This is a genomic window from Sphingobacteriales bacterium (assembly GCA_016700115.1).
Classification (GTDB): domain Bacteria; phylum Bacteroidota; class Bacteroidia; order Chitinophagales; family UBA2359; genus UBA2359.
The window spans coordinates 4,407,302-4,424,918 of the sequence record CP064999.1 but is presented as its reverse complement, the minus strand read 5'-3'; the positions used below and the strand labels follow the sequence as shown (position 1 = coordinate 4,424,918).

Sequence of the window (17,617 nt, the reverse complement as noted above, 5' to 3'; positions counted from 1 at the left end):
TTGAAATTGCCCGTTTAGTGGTAAACGTAATACAAAGTTAATCGTTTTTCGGTTTTTTCTTTGACAAGAAACGCCTTATTACAATAATGGTTCTATTTCTAAAGATTAATTATGTATAAATCAACAAAATATCTGAAAATAGTCGGTTTTTAACCTATTATTAAAACCAGTTTGTATTGTAAGAGGTTTAGTATGTCTAAGAACCAAATGTGCACGTTAAAAAGATAAGTAGTTCTTAAAAAGCATAGGGTTTAAAAAGATAAACTTAACTAATCGTTTCAGCGATTATTTGGTTCGTTATTACCCAAAGATTTTTTTTAAAAAAAATTACTTACAACTGTATTGTAAAACTTGGTAAGAATTAAATTGATTTGCTAAATTGCCCCCTTAAAGTTTCTTATCATTAGTTTTTGAAACATGAAATCAATGGAAAATGGCTAAAATAAAATGTACATACGATTTTGTAATAAAATCTTCTCCTACAATACTCTATTATTTTTTATCAACCCCTTCAGGTTTAACACAATGGTTTGCTGATAAGGTAACCGAAGATGAAAAAGGTTTTGTATTTACCTGGGATGATTACTCTGAGAAAGGAGAAGTTTTGGAAGATATAGAAAGTCATTATATCAGAATAAAGATGGAATCCAATGATGACGATGAATTTTTGGAGTTTAGAATAGAAAAGTCAGAAGTAACGGATGATACCATTTTGATTATCACTGAATTTGTCGAAGCTGATGAAGCCAAAGAACAACAAAAACTTTGGGCAACTCAAGTGGACTCACTAATAACTTGTGTGGGTGGTAGAAATTAATTATTTGGAGAAAATAATTTTTTATCAATACTCTTTTATCATTCGATTTTCAAAATTTGTTTTAAAGTTGAAATCGTAGTTTTCAACTCGCCTTCTGTGTTGAATTTTGAAAAGGAAAATCTGATATTAACACTATCGGGATGTACATTTAAAGTCTGTAAAACATGTGACCCGACATCTACACCCGAACTGCAAGCACTTCCACCGGAAGCACAAATTCCTGCTATATCTAAATTTAAAAGCAACAGATCGGCTTTTAAATCCGGAGGAAAACAGACATTTAATATTTTATAGTGTGTTTTTGAGTCGTCGTCACCATTTACAGTAACCATTGGCAGATGTTCCAACAGTTGTTGTTTCATAAAAGATTTGAGTTTTGTGATATGCTCCCGATCTGAGTTGAGATTTTGATAGGCCAGTTCTGTTGCAGCCCCCAATCCAACTATACCATATAAGTTTTCAGTACCTGCCCGCATATTTCTTTCCTGTGAGCCTCCCTGAATAAAAGGATCAATTTTATTCCGTGCATTAATATATAGAAATCCGACTCCTTTAGGGCCATGAAATTTATGCGCTGAACCGGTAATAAAATCAATCGGCAGGTCAAGTAAATCTATATGAAAATATCCGAAGGTTTGAACTGTATCTGTATGAAAGAGAGCATTGTGATGTTTGCAAATATTAGCAACTATTGAAAGAGGCAAAAGATTGCCTATTTCATTGTTGGCATGCATAAGAGAAACCAGCACCTTTCCTTGACCCGTTAACTGAGTTAGTCGCTGTTCTAAAGCGTTTAGGTCGGGCTGACCATTAGATAAAAGAGGTAAATAATGAACCTGAACAGAATTGTGTTTTTTAAGGGCATCTAAGGTGTGCAAAACACAATGATGCTCAATGGGTGAACTGATGATATGCCGGACATTTAAATTGTGAACAGCTCCCCAAAATGCAGTATTGGTTGCTTCAGTTCCGCCTGATGTGAAATAGATTTCACCAATAGAACAGTTCAAATATTGGGCTAAGGTCTTTCTCGATTTTTCAATCGCAGCGCGACTCTTTCTGCCCAATGCATGAATAGAAGAAGGGTTGCCATAATGTTCTGTCATATAAGGAAGCATGGCTTCCAATACTTCAGAGGCTAAGGCTGTAGTTGCCGCATTATCTAAATAAATCATCAGAATTTCGGTAATATTAGATGGAAAATAGTTTGCTCAGTTTTTTGTAGTATTAGTTTTGTTCAAAACTGCCTGTGGAACAAAGGATTTCACATCTCCGTGATTAACTATTATTTCCCTGACAATGGTAGAGCTAATATGTGATAATTCAGGTTTTGATACAAATAGAACGGTTTCAATTTTTGGAGATAACGCTTGATTGAGTTGTGCAATATTTCTTTCAAATTCAAAATCACCGTTAGATCTTACGCCTCTTAATAAATATTGAGCACTTATACTTTCGCAAAATTTAACCGTCAAGCCATCATAAGTTACTACACTGATTTTTGCCTCATGTTCAAACGAGTTTCGTATTATTTCAAGCCGGTCTTCGAGCGTAAATAAGTATTTTTTTTGTGTGTTGATGCCGATTGCAATCACGATATGGTCAAACAATGGTAAGGCTCTGTTAATAATATCTATGTGTCCAATAGTGATTGGGTCGAAAGAGCCTGGAAAAACTGCTATTTTTTGCATAATATAAAGTTAAATCAATAGGTCAACCAAAAATACTGAAAATTGTAGTGCCATAATTTCTACTTCTGATAAATTGAGGATGTTCTTCAAAATGATGCTGTGGATTATGTTCTAAAACAAACCATCCTTCAGATTTCAGCAGTTGGTATTTAAAAATTAGGTCAGGAATTTCAGGAATAGATTTTAAAGGATAAGGCGGACCTGCAAAAATCAAATCGAATTGTTGACGGCAGGATTCTATATATTTAAAAACATCCGATTTGACCACTTCTATACTAAAGCCAAACTGCTGAGTTGTTTTTTGAATAAAGGCCACACTTTGCCGATCAATTTCAATCGTAATAATATTAGTACATCCACGCGAAGCTAATTCATAACTAATACTGCCAGTTCCACCAAAAAGATCTAAAGCGCTGATAGTATCAAAATCAAAATGGTTTTGCAATATATTGAACAGCCCTTCTTTAGCAATATCCGTGGTGGGGCGTGCAGGTATTTTTTGAGGTGGATAAAACCGATGTCCACTAAATTTTCCTCCGATAATACGCATGAACAGGCAAATAAAAGTAGGAAGAAAAGGTTACAGTTCTTGCAAAAATAAACTTAAATTCAGTTTATTTGACTGCAAACAAATTTACATGCTGATGAGGGGAGATTACATTCAGTTCGGGGCAATAAGTTTTGCTTTCAGGTCTTGTTGCAAAATGTAACCGGGATAAATATTCCTGACATAATTGGTAATGTTGTTGCTCTGAACTAATGTCTCCTGAAAACACAAAATTGTCGTTCATTACATCCACCCCAGAATGCTTGGCAGAATTTAGTATATGAAACAAACAATCGGAGGAGGATTGGAATTTAAAAGAGTTGCAATACAACAACTTATCTGCGTCAAAGGATAGGATATCTATATTGCTTTTTTGAAAATTGGCAAATAGGGTTTTACCTGAATTTTTGGAAGCAAAAGCAGGGATGAGGTAACTAATAGAATGTTGCAAAGTAAAATTTCCAAATACATCTGTAAGATTCTCCATTAATTGATAATCCATAGAAAAAACTACAAAACAATTGACTATCTCTACAAAATTTGACATGATTTTACTACCTCCATCATTTTGAAGGTTGAAATCGTGAAATTTTTCAGCACTGCCCGGATCGTAGTATTTATGTGGAACTAAAGTAAAGCCGGCAGAATTGACTGCTATTTTTATATCTTTATATTGTTTTCCGAACATTTCTTCTTGTTCAAACAATTCGGACAACAACATTTTATAAGCAAAATAATTGTTGACCTCTTTCAAACGAAAAGATTTTAAGAAAACAATGCCGGGTTCAGATTCACTTTCAATGGCAAATGATAACTCATCATATCCTAAATAAATTAACAAATGCAAATGTCCGGTGCTGTTTTTGTCAAACAGCTTATATTTAATTTGCTGAATTACCTGTATATTGTTTATATCATGTAACAAGCGGATGTTGCGTTGTAGGTTATTTAAAGAAATGTATTTGAAACAATCGGATGATTTGAAAGGCACATTAATTTTTTTTGGAAAGAATGGAAAGACAAAAATCCTACTTATCCAATATTATCTGTGCAGCTTCAAAAATCAATCTAATTATTTCTGAGAGAGGTTATTTGTCCCAACTTCCGGTAGTTGTTCCATCGTTAATATTTCCAACACGCATAACATCGTTAAATCTGTCAGAATAATATTCGTTGGGCAAACCGGAATAGATGACTTTCAGTGGTGCAGATACTTCAAATGCCGGAATATCTGTATTGTTTTTATTGATGATTGCAGCAGCAATAGAAAATGTCTCTCCTTTTTTGGCAAATGGAATATTAGGGATTTGCTCCAAAGACTGCGCATTCCCATTAAATAAAGAGTCCATCATGCCTTTTTTGAAAATTTCTTTTTTAACGACTACAGTCGAGTCGTTAGGGTCGCCTATAACTTTTACCACTTCAAAACTATCCGTTTTTACCATATTTATCAGCGAATCAAAACTACTTGAATAATGACCATATTTGCCTTTAAAAGCCAATTGAGTGGATCTGATTTGTTTTAATCGTTCGATTGCAGCGGCATCGCGAATTGCTTTTTCTTTTTGAAAAGTAATCGGTTCCTGAATCGTGGTAACCATTTTATAGGCTAAGAAACCAATTACAAGTATCAATAACAAGTTGATAAGTAGTTTAGCTGTGTTCATAAATGATAGCTTTGTTGTAAATTTGGGGCAATTATAGTATTTTTTTCAACCCCTTGCCAACTTTTAACGTAAAAATATTTCACATTAACCAATTAGACAGGAATTGCAGCTATTTTTGCCTCATGTTTGAAATCAGCAACCCTTTAGTCGCACAAAAAGTCGCTAAAATGATGAGCCAAAATTATTTTATGCACTTTATTGGATTTGAAATTACAAAAGTTGTGTCAGGAATGGTCGAAGGCCGTTTATTAATGAAAGACCATCATCGTCAGCAAAACGGATATGCACATGGAGGAATTATGACAACTTTGTGCGATACTGTTGCCGGTTTTGCAGCTTTTACGCTGATTGAACCCAATCAACATGTTGTTACTACAGAAATAAAAGTTTCGTATTACCGCCCGGGAAAATCGGATATGCTTATTGCCAAAGGATGGGTGGAAAAAAAAGGATCTCGGCTGCATTTTTGCGAAAGCGAAGTTTTTGCAATTTCACAAAACGGATCAAAAACTGTTTTTGCCAAAGCAACTGCCAGTATGCTTGTGATTGAAGACCAATAACTTTTCATTAAACCCTTTGCCTTGATAAATCCCGGTAAGCAACAATTCCGGTAAATTACCTTATTGACATGAATAATATTCGACCAAGACGTTTGAGACAACATGCCATTCTCAGAGAAATGGTGGCAGAAACCCGACTTTCCGAAAACATGTTTGTTTACCCGTATTTTGTTTGTAAAGGGAAAGGAATTAAACATCCTGTCAAATCAATGCCGGACGTTTTTCATTTTTCTCCTGATACATTAGTCAAAGAGGTAGAAAAAGGTCTAAATTCAGGACTTAACAAAGTACTTTTGTTTGGTGTTAAAGAACCAAAAACAGAAACAGGAAATAGTTGTTATGATCAAACCGGTGCTGTTCCTACTGCTATCAGAAGGCTAAAGGCAGAGTTTAGTCATGATATTTATCTAATTACCGATGTTTGTATGTGTGCTTATACTTCACACGGTCATTGTGGAATTTTAGCCGGCAGTCAGGTATTAAATGATCAAAGTGTAAGTATATTAGCTCAAATGGCATTAACCCATGCTCAGGCAGGTGCGGATATGATTGCTCCTTCTGATATGATGGACGGGAGAATAGGAAAAATAAGACAAACATTAGACAACGAAGGCTTTTTACACACATCCATTATGTCATATGCAGTAAAATATGCCTCTGCTTATTACGGACCTTTCAGAGATGTGGCTGATTCTTCTCCTCAAAATGGAGACAGGAAAGGTTATCAAATGGATTTTCGCAACTCCCGTGAAAGCATTCGTGAAATTATATTAGACGAACAGGAAGGGGCAGATATTTTGATGGTAAAACCTGCATTGGCTTATCTTGACATCGTTTTTCAGATAAAGCAACATACCAAACTTCCGGTTGCTTGTTATAATGTTTCCGGAGAATATGCAATGGTAAAAGCTGCTGCTGCTTCTGGCTTGGTGGATGAAAGGAATATAGTCATGGAAAACATGTATGCGTTTGCACGCGCCGGTGCTAACATCATCATAACCTATCATGCTAAAGATATTCTAACCCAAAACTGGGTTTAGGTTTAATACTTTTTTAAACTCCGGACTTTTGTTTTTTATTCCTTTTTAATACCATTTCATGGAATGCTTTTTAATAGATAGACTCCATCTGTTAATGGCAATCTTCCATTGCTACTTTTCTGAATAAGGCACATTACAGGTCAGTACTCATGGAACAAAAACTAAAGTACAGTACCGGACAGTAACGTTTTAATTGTCTTCCTGAACCTTGCGGTCCGAAACTCAATTCTGCCGAAAAAAGTTGGCAGCACATCAAATGAAAGTTCACCAACCAACACTTTAATGGTCTCGGACAAATCTGAAGCTTCTTTACAGAAGCAATGAAAATCAGAATACCGGAAATGGTAATATCCACCTGCAATTACCTATAAATCTGTTTTGATACCATTAGGATTGCTTAGAAGGTCATTTTCGAATTAAAATTTAAATCCCAATTTAGCAAAATAAAGAGACCCGCTAAAGCCCATTTGTACAGCATCCCAGAGTCCGCCGGTTTCAGTTTCTGTGTCTTGTGTGGTAGGATATGCGTTAAAAATATTAGCGCCACCAATTGTAAGATTGAAGTTGTTGGTAATAGAGTAGCCTAATGTGATATCTGTAGTAACTCTTGGGTCATATACATCAACTGTTCCAATCCAGTCTTCAAGTTCTACTTTTGCGAAATGGACAAAACGCAGGTTTGCATTAAACCGTTTGATTTTGTAGTCTAAAGTAAGGTTCATTTTACTTGGAGGAGCAGAAGCCAATAAGAAGAGTTTGTCTCTATTTCCGAAATAAATGTCTTCTTTGCCGGTCAATTTATCGTTGGTTTTAATGTCTTCAACGGTCATGTTGTTAATGTTGCCGGCAAAAGTGGCTTGCAATCTGCCGGATCCAATTCTACGGGCATAGGTCAAAATGATGTCAACCCCTAATGTTCGGGTATCAACTGCATTGGTAAAAAACTGAGCAGCACCAACACCTAATGCTTGTAAATCAGCACCAATATCCGGGTCAGTGTCTTCGAAAGCTCCAGTCAGTACGATGCGATCCTGAATATCCACAAAATATCCGTCAACCGTTGCAGTAAACCCATTAAATGGTTTAGTGGTGAAGCCGAAACTTGCATTTAGTGAAGTTTCTTCTTTTAATTGCGGAATACCGAGTACTCTTGTAATAGGGCTGTTATTAGGGGCAATGATTTTATCAACAGCAACTCCGCTGACAAAATCAGTAAAAGTAGAACTAAAGAAAATCTGAGGTAATGAAGGAGCGCGAAAACCTGTGCTTGCTGAAGCCCGGAAAGCAAATCGTTTGGAAACTTCATATCGGGCGGCGATTTTTCCGTTAACGGTATTTCCAAAATCGCTGTAGCGTTCTGCTCTTACAGCAGCACCCACCATAAATTTGTCCGTAAAGTCAAACTCGGCATCAAGATAAGCAGCCAAGTTAGTTCTGTTTTCGTTGGTTTCATCGGCCGGTTGAAATCCAGGAAACCCCTGTGAACCGCCGGGACGGCCGAGAATATCTACTTGAGTTACATAACCGTTAACTACCGTATCTACTAAACCATAATTTCGGTAAGATCCTTCTTCACCTGCAAATATCTGATAATTGTCAATTCTATATTCAGAACCAAAAGCTACACTGATACCGGAAAGAGCCTCCGGGAAAAAACGGGTAAAGTTTAAGCCGGTCGTATTTTGGCTAAGTTGGAAACCACCTGCATCAAATCTGGTGGGAGATTTGGAAAGGAGGGAAGCGTTAAGTGTTCCATCAATATAATAATGAAAGCGATTAGAACCAAAAGTATTGTTAAAGTCCAAGTCCCAGTTGCCGACTTTCCCTCTCAACCCAACTGAAGCAGAGCGGTCGGCAATATTTGACTGAATACGGGGGTTAAAACCATCCGGGTAAATTTCAGGAACATTGCGAATACTTTCGGGGTCTCTTGTCCATGCATAAGCATCTGTAAAACGGTGATTCAATCCTCCGAATGCATAAAAATGAAGATTGTCTGAAACGGGAACTTTTGAATTGAAGAAAGCTGCAAAATTATCGGACTCTGCATCACCAAATTGTTCGCGGTAAATATCATAAACATCCGGATCGGCCGGGCGATTGGTTTTATTGCGTCTTTGGTAATCTGTGGTCAGGTTGACAAATCCGCCTTTCCCAATTCCTAACCCATAATTCCCACTAAGTTGTAAGGTTTCCCCATCAAAATCTTTGTCGGTGCGGAATTTTGCTTTTCTGACACCAGCAAAAATGTTTCCTGTAAATTCATCTGTGTTTGATTTTAAAACAATATTAATAACTCCTGCAATAGCATCGGAGCCATATTGAGCACTTGCACCGTCCCTTAATATTTCAATCCGTTCTATTGCAGATGCAGGGATAGCATTTAAATCTGTGCCGGTATTTCCTCGACCACGAGTTCCAAAAATATTGACCAGGGAGGACTGATGACGGCGTTTTCCGTTTATTAAAACCAAGGTTTGATCCGGCCCAAGTCCTCGTAAAGTTGCCGGGTCTATATGATCGCTTCCGTCTGCGCCCGATTGACGATTAGAATTAAACGAAGGTGCCGCAAACTGAAGCAATTGGTTTAAATCTAACTGGCCAACTGAGTTAATTACTTCGGCAATAGGGATTATATCTATTGCGACAGGGGTTTCTGTCGAAGATCGGTTCAGGCTTCTGGTTCCTACTACTTCTATTCCTGAAAGATTGAGAATTTCTTCCTGTAAAACTACATTTAATTCGGTGTTGCCGCCTGGTTTAACCTCTTGAGTAACATAGCCGATATAGCTAAACACAATGATTGCATCCGCATTTTTATAAGTAATTTCAAAATTGCCTTCAAAATCTGTTGTTGTACCCCGGTTAGTACCTTTTTCAACAACATTAACACCTACTAAGGTATAGCCAAATACATCGGTTACAGTTCCTCTTAACGTAACCTGAGCATAGAGTTGGCCATACATCAAACAAAACGCAATTGCCAAAATTTTGTAAAAATGTTTCATGGATAATTCAGTTGGTTGGTGAACAAATAAAAAGCTAAAGTGAAGAAAAATAACTCCGTTTGATTCAAGTAAATATCCTTAAAAAACCGGTGCTAATGTAGTTACTATTTTTTAGAAAGAAGATTTGTGCAAGCAAAATAAACGTAAGATTTTCTATAGATCAATTGTATTTGTTAAATTTAGCGTACTCACTTTTTTCAAAAAGAAAGTTTACCTGATGATTTATTTGGGAATTTCAAAAACTTTTTCTCAAAAGTTATAGCTTTTTATTAATCAGGTTATAAAAAGTGTATTTACCCGGTCCAATAAAAAAGAAAGCCAACAAGACTGCTCCCATTTCGGCAGGGTATGACCAATCTAAAAATGCTCCTGATCCTTGGATGTATTTTTGCAAAGTTGCAACAAACATGGTAAACATCAGAAAAATACAAGCAGGGCGAAACAGGAATCCGCTTAACAAAAGTATCCCCCCACCAAATTCAGCCAATGCTGCACATAATCCCCAAAACTCGGGAAAAAAATCAATACCCAGGTTTCCCATAGCTTTTCCAACTTTAGCCCATCTTTCAGGTCCTCCTGACAACTTTGGCAAGCCATGTATCATGTAAGCACTGCCAATTAAAGAACGAAAGAGTAAACACCCCAAATTGATATGTTGATACCATTTCATAGTCGGTCTGTTATAAAGTTTTTAAATTTCAAATTGTTTAAATGCTTTGTTCCAATTGCTCATCAATCTGATAAAGTAATCAGTTTAATGTTAAACAAACGTTAAAGTAAGCTTTGTAAATGAACTCAATATACCATAAAAGAGTTAAAACTGTTTTTGTAATATTGTGGAAATTTTAGAATTTTAAGATATACCCAACTCACCATGGTTAAAAAACTTTTATTTATAATTCTGATTCTTACAGGTTTTATTCCCCTCGCGGCTCAAAATAACGCGATTTCCGGAATTATTGAAGACCATGAAAGTAAAATTCCTTTAGTTGGAGCAACCGTTGCTTTGTATAAATTGCCGGATACTACAAACCTGATTAAAGGCGCTTCAGCAGATTTAGATGGAAAATTTATCCTAAATCAGGTTGCCAAAGGAAACTATTTAATTCGTATTAGCTTTGTAGGATACCATGTTTACGATAACCAAGTTGCAATTTCGTCTAATAAACCGGTTGATTTGGGAATTATTAGGTTGAAAGAAAATGTAAAACTTTTAAATGAAGTGCAAATTGAAAGCACACAAATAAGAACACAACAAAAGGGCGATACCACTGAATATAATGCCGGTGCTTTTAAAGTGAATCAAGACGCTGATGCTCAGGATTTGATCACTAAAATGCCAAATATTACGGTAGAAGGCGGCACTGTTAAGGCACAAGGTGAAGAAGTTAAAAAAGTTTTAATTGACGGTAAAGAATTTTTTGGAGATGATGCTACAATAGCCCTTAGAAATTTGCCTGCAGAAATAGTGGATAAAATTCAGGTATTTGACCGAATGAGCGAACAATCACAGTTTACCGGCTTTAGTGACGGGAATGATGTTAAAACTCTGAACATAGTTACCAAAGCCGGACGAAATACCGGACAGTTTGGTAAAGTATATGCCGGATATGGAAGCGATAACCGGTATTGGGCAGGTGGAAATGTCAATCTTTTTAAAGGAGACAGGCGTATTTCCATACTTGGGTTGACTAACAATATTAATCAGCAAAATTTTAATACACAGGATTTGGTCGGAATTTCCGGTTCACAAAACAGAGGTGGTGGAGGAAGACCCGGTGGCGGGTTTGGCGGTGGGGGAGGAGGACCAAGATCCGGAGGTGGTTCCTGGGGTCAGGGAGGTGATATGAAAAACTTTTTGGTAGGCCCACAAGGGGGAATATCTGCCACTACAGCTTTGGGATTGAACTATTCGGATGTTTGGGCAAAAAAAGTGAATGTTACAGGTAGCTATTTTTTCAATTATTCCAATAATGAGAAAAAATCAACTTCCATTCGCAATTTTATCAATACAAACGGAGCTACCGGTCAAGTTTATGACGAATCAAATACTTCAGACAGTAAAAACCTGAATCACCGCTTGTCTTTGCGTATGGAATACACTATTGATAGTTTTAACTCTATAATCATTACTCCAAGAATAAACTTACAGCAAAACAAAACAGAATCAGCATTAAATGCTACTAATTCTTTAATCGAAGACTTGTTGAACCAATCATCCAACAGTTTTACATCCGATTATTTAGGATATAATATCTCAAACAACCTTTTATATCGCAGGAAATTTTTAAAAAAAGGAAGAACAATTTCGGCAAGTATTAATACAGAATGGAATGACAGAAATGGCAATACACTATTATTGTCTGAAAGTGAATTTTTTACCTTACCCGATACATTGATTTCGCTTTCACAAGAAGCTGATATTTTAAACACAGGTAGAACTATTTCAGGAAACCTTACTTATACCGAGCCAATTGGAGAAAAAGGCCAATTGCAGATTAGTTATCAGCCTTCACTCACCAAAAGCCATTCCGATAAAGCTACATTTAATTTAGATGAGATTACAAATGAATATTCCATTCCGGACGAGCTTCTGACTAATGAATTCAAAAACACTTACCAAACTCAAAGGGGGGGAGTAAGCTATCGTTACAACTCTGAAAAAACAAATTTTAATTTAGGTCTGAATTTTCAGTATGCCGATTTAGAGGGACATCAGATTTTTCCTGAAATTCCACCTCCTTCTGACAAAGTAAACAGAAAATTCCAGAACCTGCTTCCAATCGCAATGTTTCGACATCAATTCACCAAAAGCACCAATATCAGGCTGTTTTATAGAACTTCAACAAACCCGCCTTCGATTTCTCAGCTTCAAAACGTAATAGATAATAGTAACCCATTATTGTTGAGTGCCGGAAATCCTGATTTGAAACAAACTTATAGTCATACAATCGGCACTAGATTTGCTCATGCAAATCCAAACAACTCTCATAGTTTATTTGCTTTTGTTTCAGCAGGAATTACAGACAACTACATAGCTAATGCTACTTATATTGCAGTTTCAGATACTACTTTGTTTGGTGATATTAATTTGTTTAAAGGCTCACAGTTAAACAGACCAACGAATCTGAATGGAAACTGGAGTTTACGCTCATTCTTTACTTATGGATTGCCGGTTAAAGCTTTAAAAAGTAACCTGAATATTAATGGCGGAGCAACCTACGGAAGAACGCCCGGATTGATAAATAACCAGTTGAATTATGCAAACACTTATAATGTGAATGCAGGTTTTGTTTTGGGAAGCAATATTAGTGAAAGTTTAGATTTCACACTTTCATATTCAGCCAACTACAATATCGTAAATAATACGCTGATACCTCAATCTGACAATAACTATTATTCGCAACAAGTCGGTGCTAAATTTTCATGGCTCTTCTGGAAAGGGTTTGTTATTAATTCAGACATAAATCAAACATATTTTACCGGTCTTAACTCTGAACTTACGCAACAATTTACTCTTTGGAATGTCGGATTAGGCTATAAATTCCTCAAAAATAATGCTGCCGAAATACAGTTGAGAGTATATGATTTGCTAAATCAAAACAACAGCATTGGAAGGAATGTAACAGAAACTTATATCGAAGACACACAAACTGATGTGCTTCGCAGATATGCTATGTTAACATTCATCTATAATTTGCGGCAATTTAAAACTACAGAGAAGTAAATTTATTTGACTGGATAGTTGATACTATTGTCATCTTGTTTTTCTCTTTCACCAAATAATCTGTTCCAGCCAAAGTAAAATAACAAGAACAGTACAATAAATAATCCAAACAAGTACATAACAGAACCATGAAAGATTACCCAAATGCGGGTTTGCTGAATAATGAGAATGGTTATGAAAGTAACGGCAATCATCATTAACATTCCGGAAAGGCGGTGAAATCCCGGAATGTGTTTCATGTCAATTTTCCGGTTGATGATGAGCAGGGTTGAAATCATGCTTATCAGTGGGAGGAAATAGACCAAAGCGTTCACTTCGAGCAAACTGCGATGCCGTTCAAAAAACAAAGTATAAACACATAATACCAAAGCAAATATTCCGGGCACAGTTGTAAGATAAACTAAGGTGGAATAAAAGTAATTCCAGGGGCTGCTTCTCACCTCGTCTCTTGTGGTTACTTTTCCTGCAATTAAAGCTGCGATTGGTAAAAGGACAAAAAACAAGACTACAGGAACAGGATTGGAAGCCAATTTGTCGAATAATTCTTGGAGGGTCATGTTTGGTTTTTAATTGTATTTGAATAGGTTGATTTAGAAGTTGAATAATATTGGGAACATCAAACAAATGATTTTCAACTGGAAACCGGGGTAAACTTTTTGGTAAACAAGTTTATTCTCGCAATCATTTCATCTTTTCCTAATAATGCAGCCATCTCGAAAACAGGAGGTCCTGAAATTATACCTGCTAACATAATTCTTAAAACAGGCAAAACATCTCCCATGCCAAGACCATGTTCCTGCATAGTTGACTTTACCGCATGTTCAATTTCAATAGCTGAAAAATCAGACAAAGCAGATAATCGCAAACTGATTTCAGTAAAACAGCCGGCACAACGGATTGTCCACTTTTTTGAGATGGTTTTTTCGTCATAAGTTTCGGGATGTGAAAAGAAAAAATAGCCATTCATCCAGAAGTCGGATAAAAAAGTAACCCTTTCTTTCATTAATCTGCAAACTTCTATGAGAAAATCCAACGGAACCGTTTTAAGATGTTCAGGTGCAAATGGTATAATCTTTTCAGCCAAAATTTTATCTGGAGTTTGTTTTATATATTGCTGGTTGAACCATTTAGCTTTCTCAAAATCAAATTTTGCTCCTGATTTACCTATGCGCTCAATAGAAAAAGCTTGAATTAGTTCATCCATTGAGAAAATTTCCTGATCGTTTTCCGGATGCCAGCCAAACAAAGCCAACAAGTTTATAAAGGCCTCAGGCATAAATCCCATTTCACGAAATCCGGTTGCAGATTCGTTGATTAAAGGATGTTTGTAAGCCAACGGGAAAACGGTAAAACCAAGCTTTTCCGCATCCCTTTTGCTCAATTTGCCCTTACCGTCAGGCTTAAGCATTAAAGGTAAATGGGCAAAGGCAGGCATAAGATCCAACCATCCAAAAGCCTTGTATAATAATACATGCAACGGAGTAGAAGGCAGCCATTCTTCACCCCTGATAACGTGGGTAATTTCCATCAAACGGTCATCTACCACATTTGCAAGATGATAAGTTGGCATTCCGTCTGATTTGAGTAAAACTTTGTCATCCAGCTCGTGTGAATGTACTTTTACCACACCACGAATCAAATCGGTAACTTCAACCCATTCATTTTCGGGTACTTTAAATCTGATGACATACGGTGTTCCATTTGCTATTAACTCATCAACAATATCTTTAGGCATTGTCAAAGAGTTGCGCATTGATTGTCTCGTAACAGGATTGTAATTGAATTGCGTTCCTTGTGATTCATTTTCTTTGAGCTTTTCACGCATGGCCTCTAATTCTTCGGCAGTGTCAAAGGCATAATATGCGTGACCATTACTCAGCAATTGATGTACAAAATGTTGATACTTTTCTTTCCTTTCCGATTGGCGGTATGGTCCATAAGCTCCTCCAACATGAACGCCTTCATCACAAATTATTCCACACCAGTTCAATGAATCAATGATGTATTCTTCAGCACCGGGTACAAATCTTGCCTGATCGGTATCTTCTATTCGCAAAATGAAAACACCATTGTTTTTGCGGGTAAATAAATAGCAGTACAATGCCGTTCTTATTCCTCCTATGTGCTGAAATCCTGTCGGACTTGGAGCATATCGTGTTCTTATTGGTCTCATATAATTGAATGCAATTTTTTTGCGGGTAAAAATAAACAGAATGCAATAAAAATCATCAACTAATCTAAACATACCCTATGAGTTGTCGGATTCAAATAGCATCATTGAATTAACCGGTAAACATTTATGTACGCCAAAATATACTATGTATCATTATTGGTAATCCATTCGATTTTCTAACTTTGAGCCTTTGAAGTCAGTCATGAAATTACAAGTGTTGTATGATTTAAAATATAGTGGGGTACGGGTTAATTTGTAGCCGGCTCAATTGGTTAATATTTTAGTTCTTCAATTCTTTATCTTATATCACTTTTTAATGGTACGCCTTTTGAGGGGTGTAGAAAAAAAGCAAGTTTATATATACTATGAAACATCATTTGAGAGCACTTTTTTTAACCCTATTTTTTGTTTTTTTTAATGCTGTTGTTCCAATGAGCGTTTCAGCACAATCAGTCAATCTTAAAAAAGCCAATGCTTTTTTTGAAGAAGGCGATTACCTCAGAGCAATTCAAGAATATAAAGATATTTTAAAGAAAAGTAATGATATTGAAGCAAAAAAACGACTTGCTGATTCTTACAGGTTATTAAAACAACCTGATGCCGCAGAGTTGTGGTATGCACAAGTAGTATCTCAGCCAGGTGTGGAACCCATTTACAAATATTACTACGGCATCATGTTAAAGGCAAACGGTAAATATGACGAAGCAAAAACCGTTTTTATTGAATATTCTAAGTTAGCACCTCACGATTCTCGCGGATTAAAACAAATAGAAGCTTGCGAAAAATCGGGATTTTTTTTGGAAGACGAAGGTATTTACAAAATATCGTTGGTCAATATCAATTCAAAAAAAGCAGATTTTGCTCCCAGTTTTTATAAAAACGGAATTGTATTTGCCTCTGAAGAGTATGGCAAAAGCAGGAAGATTTACAAACGCAAGAATGCTCCTTTTTTAGATCTTTTTTATGCGGAGCAAAAGGGCGATAACCCTGCATTGTTTAGCATTCCTCAGGCATTAAGAGGAGACATCAATACAGTTTACCATGAAAGCAGCGCAACATTTACCAATAAAAACAAAACAGTTTTATTTACGAGAAATAACTATTACAACGGGAAAGCCAATTTTATAGATAAATCTAAAATAAAACTGCTTAACCTTCAAATATTTATGTCTTCCCTGAATGAAAATGGTGAATGGGGGAAATCAATACTTTTACCATTTATAAGTCAGGAATATTCTTTAGGCCATCCCACTTTAAGCCCTGACGGCAAGACCTTGTATTTTATATCGGATATGCCCGGAAGTTATGGAGGTACGGATATTTATAGCTGCACAAAAAACGGAGATAAATGGGAACGCCCTCAAAATCTGGGACCTTCGGTCAATACTGAAGGCAATGAAATGTTTCCATATATCAGTAGCGATGGAATATTATATTTTTCTTCTGACGGATTACCGGGATTAGGGGGATTAGATGTTTTTGCATCACGTCAACTTACTAATGGTAACTGGGCGAAACCTGAAAACCTCCGTTATCCGATTAATACTAATTCAGATGATTTTGGATTTATTTTTGATTCAAAACGTGAAATTGGATATTTTTCATCAAACCGTCCAGGTGGGCAAGGCGATGATGATATTTATTTTATTTCAAAAGGTGGCGGATCTGTTTGCAAACTGAATGGTACAGTTAGAAATAAAAATACTGGCCAGCCCTTACAAGGTGTTGTAGTTCGATTGATTAATATGAATATCAGCAAAGAAACCACTTCTGATATTAATGGAAGATTCTCTTTTGATCTTCCGGTAAAAAGCGATTTTACCCTCTATGCCTCCAAAGATTTCTTTTTTACAGAAGTCGTTCACATGACCACTCGTGATCGCGATTGTAGCAAGTCTGATGAAAAACAATTAACCCTTGAACTTCCCATGTCGGGCATACCTTTTGACCCCAATACAGGGCTTCTCAATGAGCCAATAACTATTGTTGCCGGAGGAGAAAGTTCACATCCCGATTTGCCTTTACCTAAACTGAAATTTATATACTATGATTTAGACCAGTTTTTTATCCGCGATGATGCTAAATTAGAATTGGATAAGATAGTTGCCTTTATGAAAGAAAATCCGGGGGTTGTCATTCAACTTAAAGCACATACCGATTCAAGAGGTACTAAAGAATACAACCAAACACTTTCTTCAAAACGGGCACAGGCTGCAGTTGATTATATTGTAAGCAGAGAGATTGATCGCAAGCGTTTAACCGCTATAGGGTTGGGTGAAACAAATCCGGTCAATGAATGTATTGATGGTGTAACTTGTTCTGAAGAAAAGCATCAGTTAAACCGCAGAACTGAGTTTGTAATTACAGGCTATAAAATTAAATAGTCT

The 17,617-nt window shown here is 36.4% G+C and carries 14 protein-coding genes; 5 read left to right on the top strand and 9 right to left on the bottom strand.

Annotated elements, in window-relative coordinates:
* Nucleotides 1-433: 433 nt before the first annotated feature.
* Nucleotides 434-817, top strand: coding sequence for an ATPase (locus IPM47_15880; GenBank protein QQS28324.1), 384 nt, complete (start codon nucleotides 434-436; stop codon nucleotides 815-817).
* A 38-nt stretch (nucleotides 818-855) separates the two neighbouring features.
* Here the strand turns inward: IPM47_15880 and IPM47_15875 are convergent, their stop codons facing one another.
* The 5 genes from IPM47_15875 to IPM47_15855 all read right to left on the bottom strand — a co-directional run bounded on the left by IPM47_15875 (nucleotide 856) and on the right by IPM47_15855 (nucleotide 4,722).
* Nucleotides 856-1,992: a cysteine desulfurase gene (locus tag IPM47_15875; GenBank protein ID QQS28323.1), complete on the bottom strand. Its 1,137-nt coding sequence runs from the start codon at nucleotides 1,990-1,992 to the stop codon at nucleotides 856-858.
* Nucleotides 1,993-2,028: 36 nt separating this feature from the next.
* On the bottom strand, nucleotides 2,029-2,508 hold the full coding sequence (gene coaD, locus IPM47_15870; GenBank protein ID QQS28322.1) for a pantetheine-phosphate adenylyltransferase: 480 nt from the start codon (nucleotides 2,506-2,508) through the stop codon (nucleotides 2,029-2,031).
* 22 nt (nucleotides 2,509-2,530) lie between these two features.
* Nucleotides 2,531-3,058 carry an RsmD family RNA methyltransferase gene (locus IPM47_15865; protein ID QQS28321.1) on the bottom strand — a complete coding sequence of 176 codons (528 nt, stop codon included), beginning with the start codon at nucleotides 3,056-3,058 and terminating at the stop codon, nucleotides 2,531-2,533.
* A 64-nt stretch (nucleotides 3,059-3,122) separates the two neighbouring features.
* Entirely contained in the window at nucleotides 3,123-4,046 is a 924-nt protein-coding gene (locus IPM47_15860) for a DUF3822 family protein (GenBank protein QQS28320.1), read from the bottom strand.
* A gap of 97 nt (nucleotides 4,047-4,143) precedes the next feature.
* A complete protein-coding gene (locus tag IPM47_15855; protein QQS28319.1) occupies nucleotides 4,144-4,722 on the bottom strand; it encodes a hypothetical protein in 579 nt (192 codons plus the stop codon).
* A gap of 53 nt (nucleotides 4,723-4,775) precedes the next feature.
* Between IPM47_15855 and IPM47_15850 the strand changes: the two genes are divergently transcribed.
* Together IPM47_15850 and hemB are read left to right on the top strand one after the other, a co-directional pair.
* On the top strand, nucleotides 4,776-5,282 hold the full coding sequence (locus tag IPM47_15850; protein ID QQS28318.1) for a PaaI family thioesterase: 507 nt from the start codon (nucleotides 4,776-4,778) through the stop codon (nucleotides 5,280-5,282).
* A gap of 68 nt (nucleotides 5,283-5,350) precedes the next feature.
* A complete protein-coding gene (gene hemB / locus IPM47_15845; protein QQS28317.1) occupies nucleotides 5,351-6,322 on the top strand; it encodes a porphobilinogen synthase in 972 nt (323 codons plus the stop codon).
* A 416-nt stretch (nucleotides 6,323-6,738) separates the two neighbouring features.
* Here hemB and IPM47_15840 read toward each other — a convergent pair whose 3' ends face one another.
* Nucleotides 6,739-9,330 (bottom strand): TonB-dependent receptor, encoded by a 2,592-nt coding sequence (locus tag IPM47_15840; protein ID QQS28316.1) that lies wholly within the window; start codon nucleotides 9,328-9,330, stop codon nucleotides 6,739-6,741.
* 256 nt (nucleotides 9,331-9,586) lie between these two features.
* Nucleotides 9,587-10,000 (bottom strand): DoxX family protein, encoded by a 414-nt coding sequence (locus IPM47_15835; GenBank protein ID QQS28315.1) that lies wholly within the window; start codon nucleotides 9,998-10,000, stop codon nucleotides 9,587-9,589.
* Nucleotides 10,001-10,204: 204 nt separating this feature from the next.
* Here IPM47_15835 and IPM47_15830 point away from each other — a divergent pair, with 204 nt between their 5' ends.
* The gene (locus IPM47_15830) at nucleotides 10,205-13,057 is read left to right on the top strand and encodes a TonB-dependent receptor (protein ID QQS28314.1); all 2,853 of its coding nucleotides are present in this window, start codon (nucleotides 10,205-10,207) and stop codon (nucleotides 13,055-13,057) included.
* Nucleotides 13,058-13,059: 2 nt separating this feature from the next.
* On the opposite strand, the gene IPM47_15825 is transcribed toward IPM47_15830, so the two are convergent.
* Both IPM47_15825 and IPM47_15820 read right to left on the bottom strand, forming a co-directional pair.
* Complete coding sequence (locus IPM47_15825; GenBank protein ID QQS28313.1) at nucleotides 13,060-13,614, bottom strand: hypothetical protein; 555 nt, start codon at nucleotides 13,612-13,614, stop codon at nucleotides 13,060-13,062.
* Nucleotides 13,615-13,688: 74 nt separating this feature from the next.
* Nucleotides 13,689-15,230 carry a glutamate--tRNA ligase gene (locus IPM47_15820; GenBank protein QQS28312.1) on the bottom strand — a complete coding sequence of 514 codons (1,542 nt, stop codon included), beginning with the start codon at nucleotides 15,228-15,230 and terminating at the stop codon, nucleotides 13,689-13,691.
* Between the two features lie 431 nt (nucleotides 15,231-15,661).
* Between IPM47_15820 and IPM47_15815 the strand changes: the two genes are divergently transcribed.
* The gene (locus IPM47_15815) at nucleotides 15,662-17,614 is read left to right on the top strand and encodes a PD40 domain-containing protein (protein ID QQS28311.1); all 1,953 of its coding nucleotides are present in this window, start codon (nucleotides 15,662-15,664) and stop codon (nucleotides 17,612-17,614) included.
* Nucleotides 17,615-17,617 lie beyond the last annotated feature (3 nt).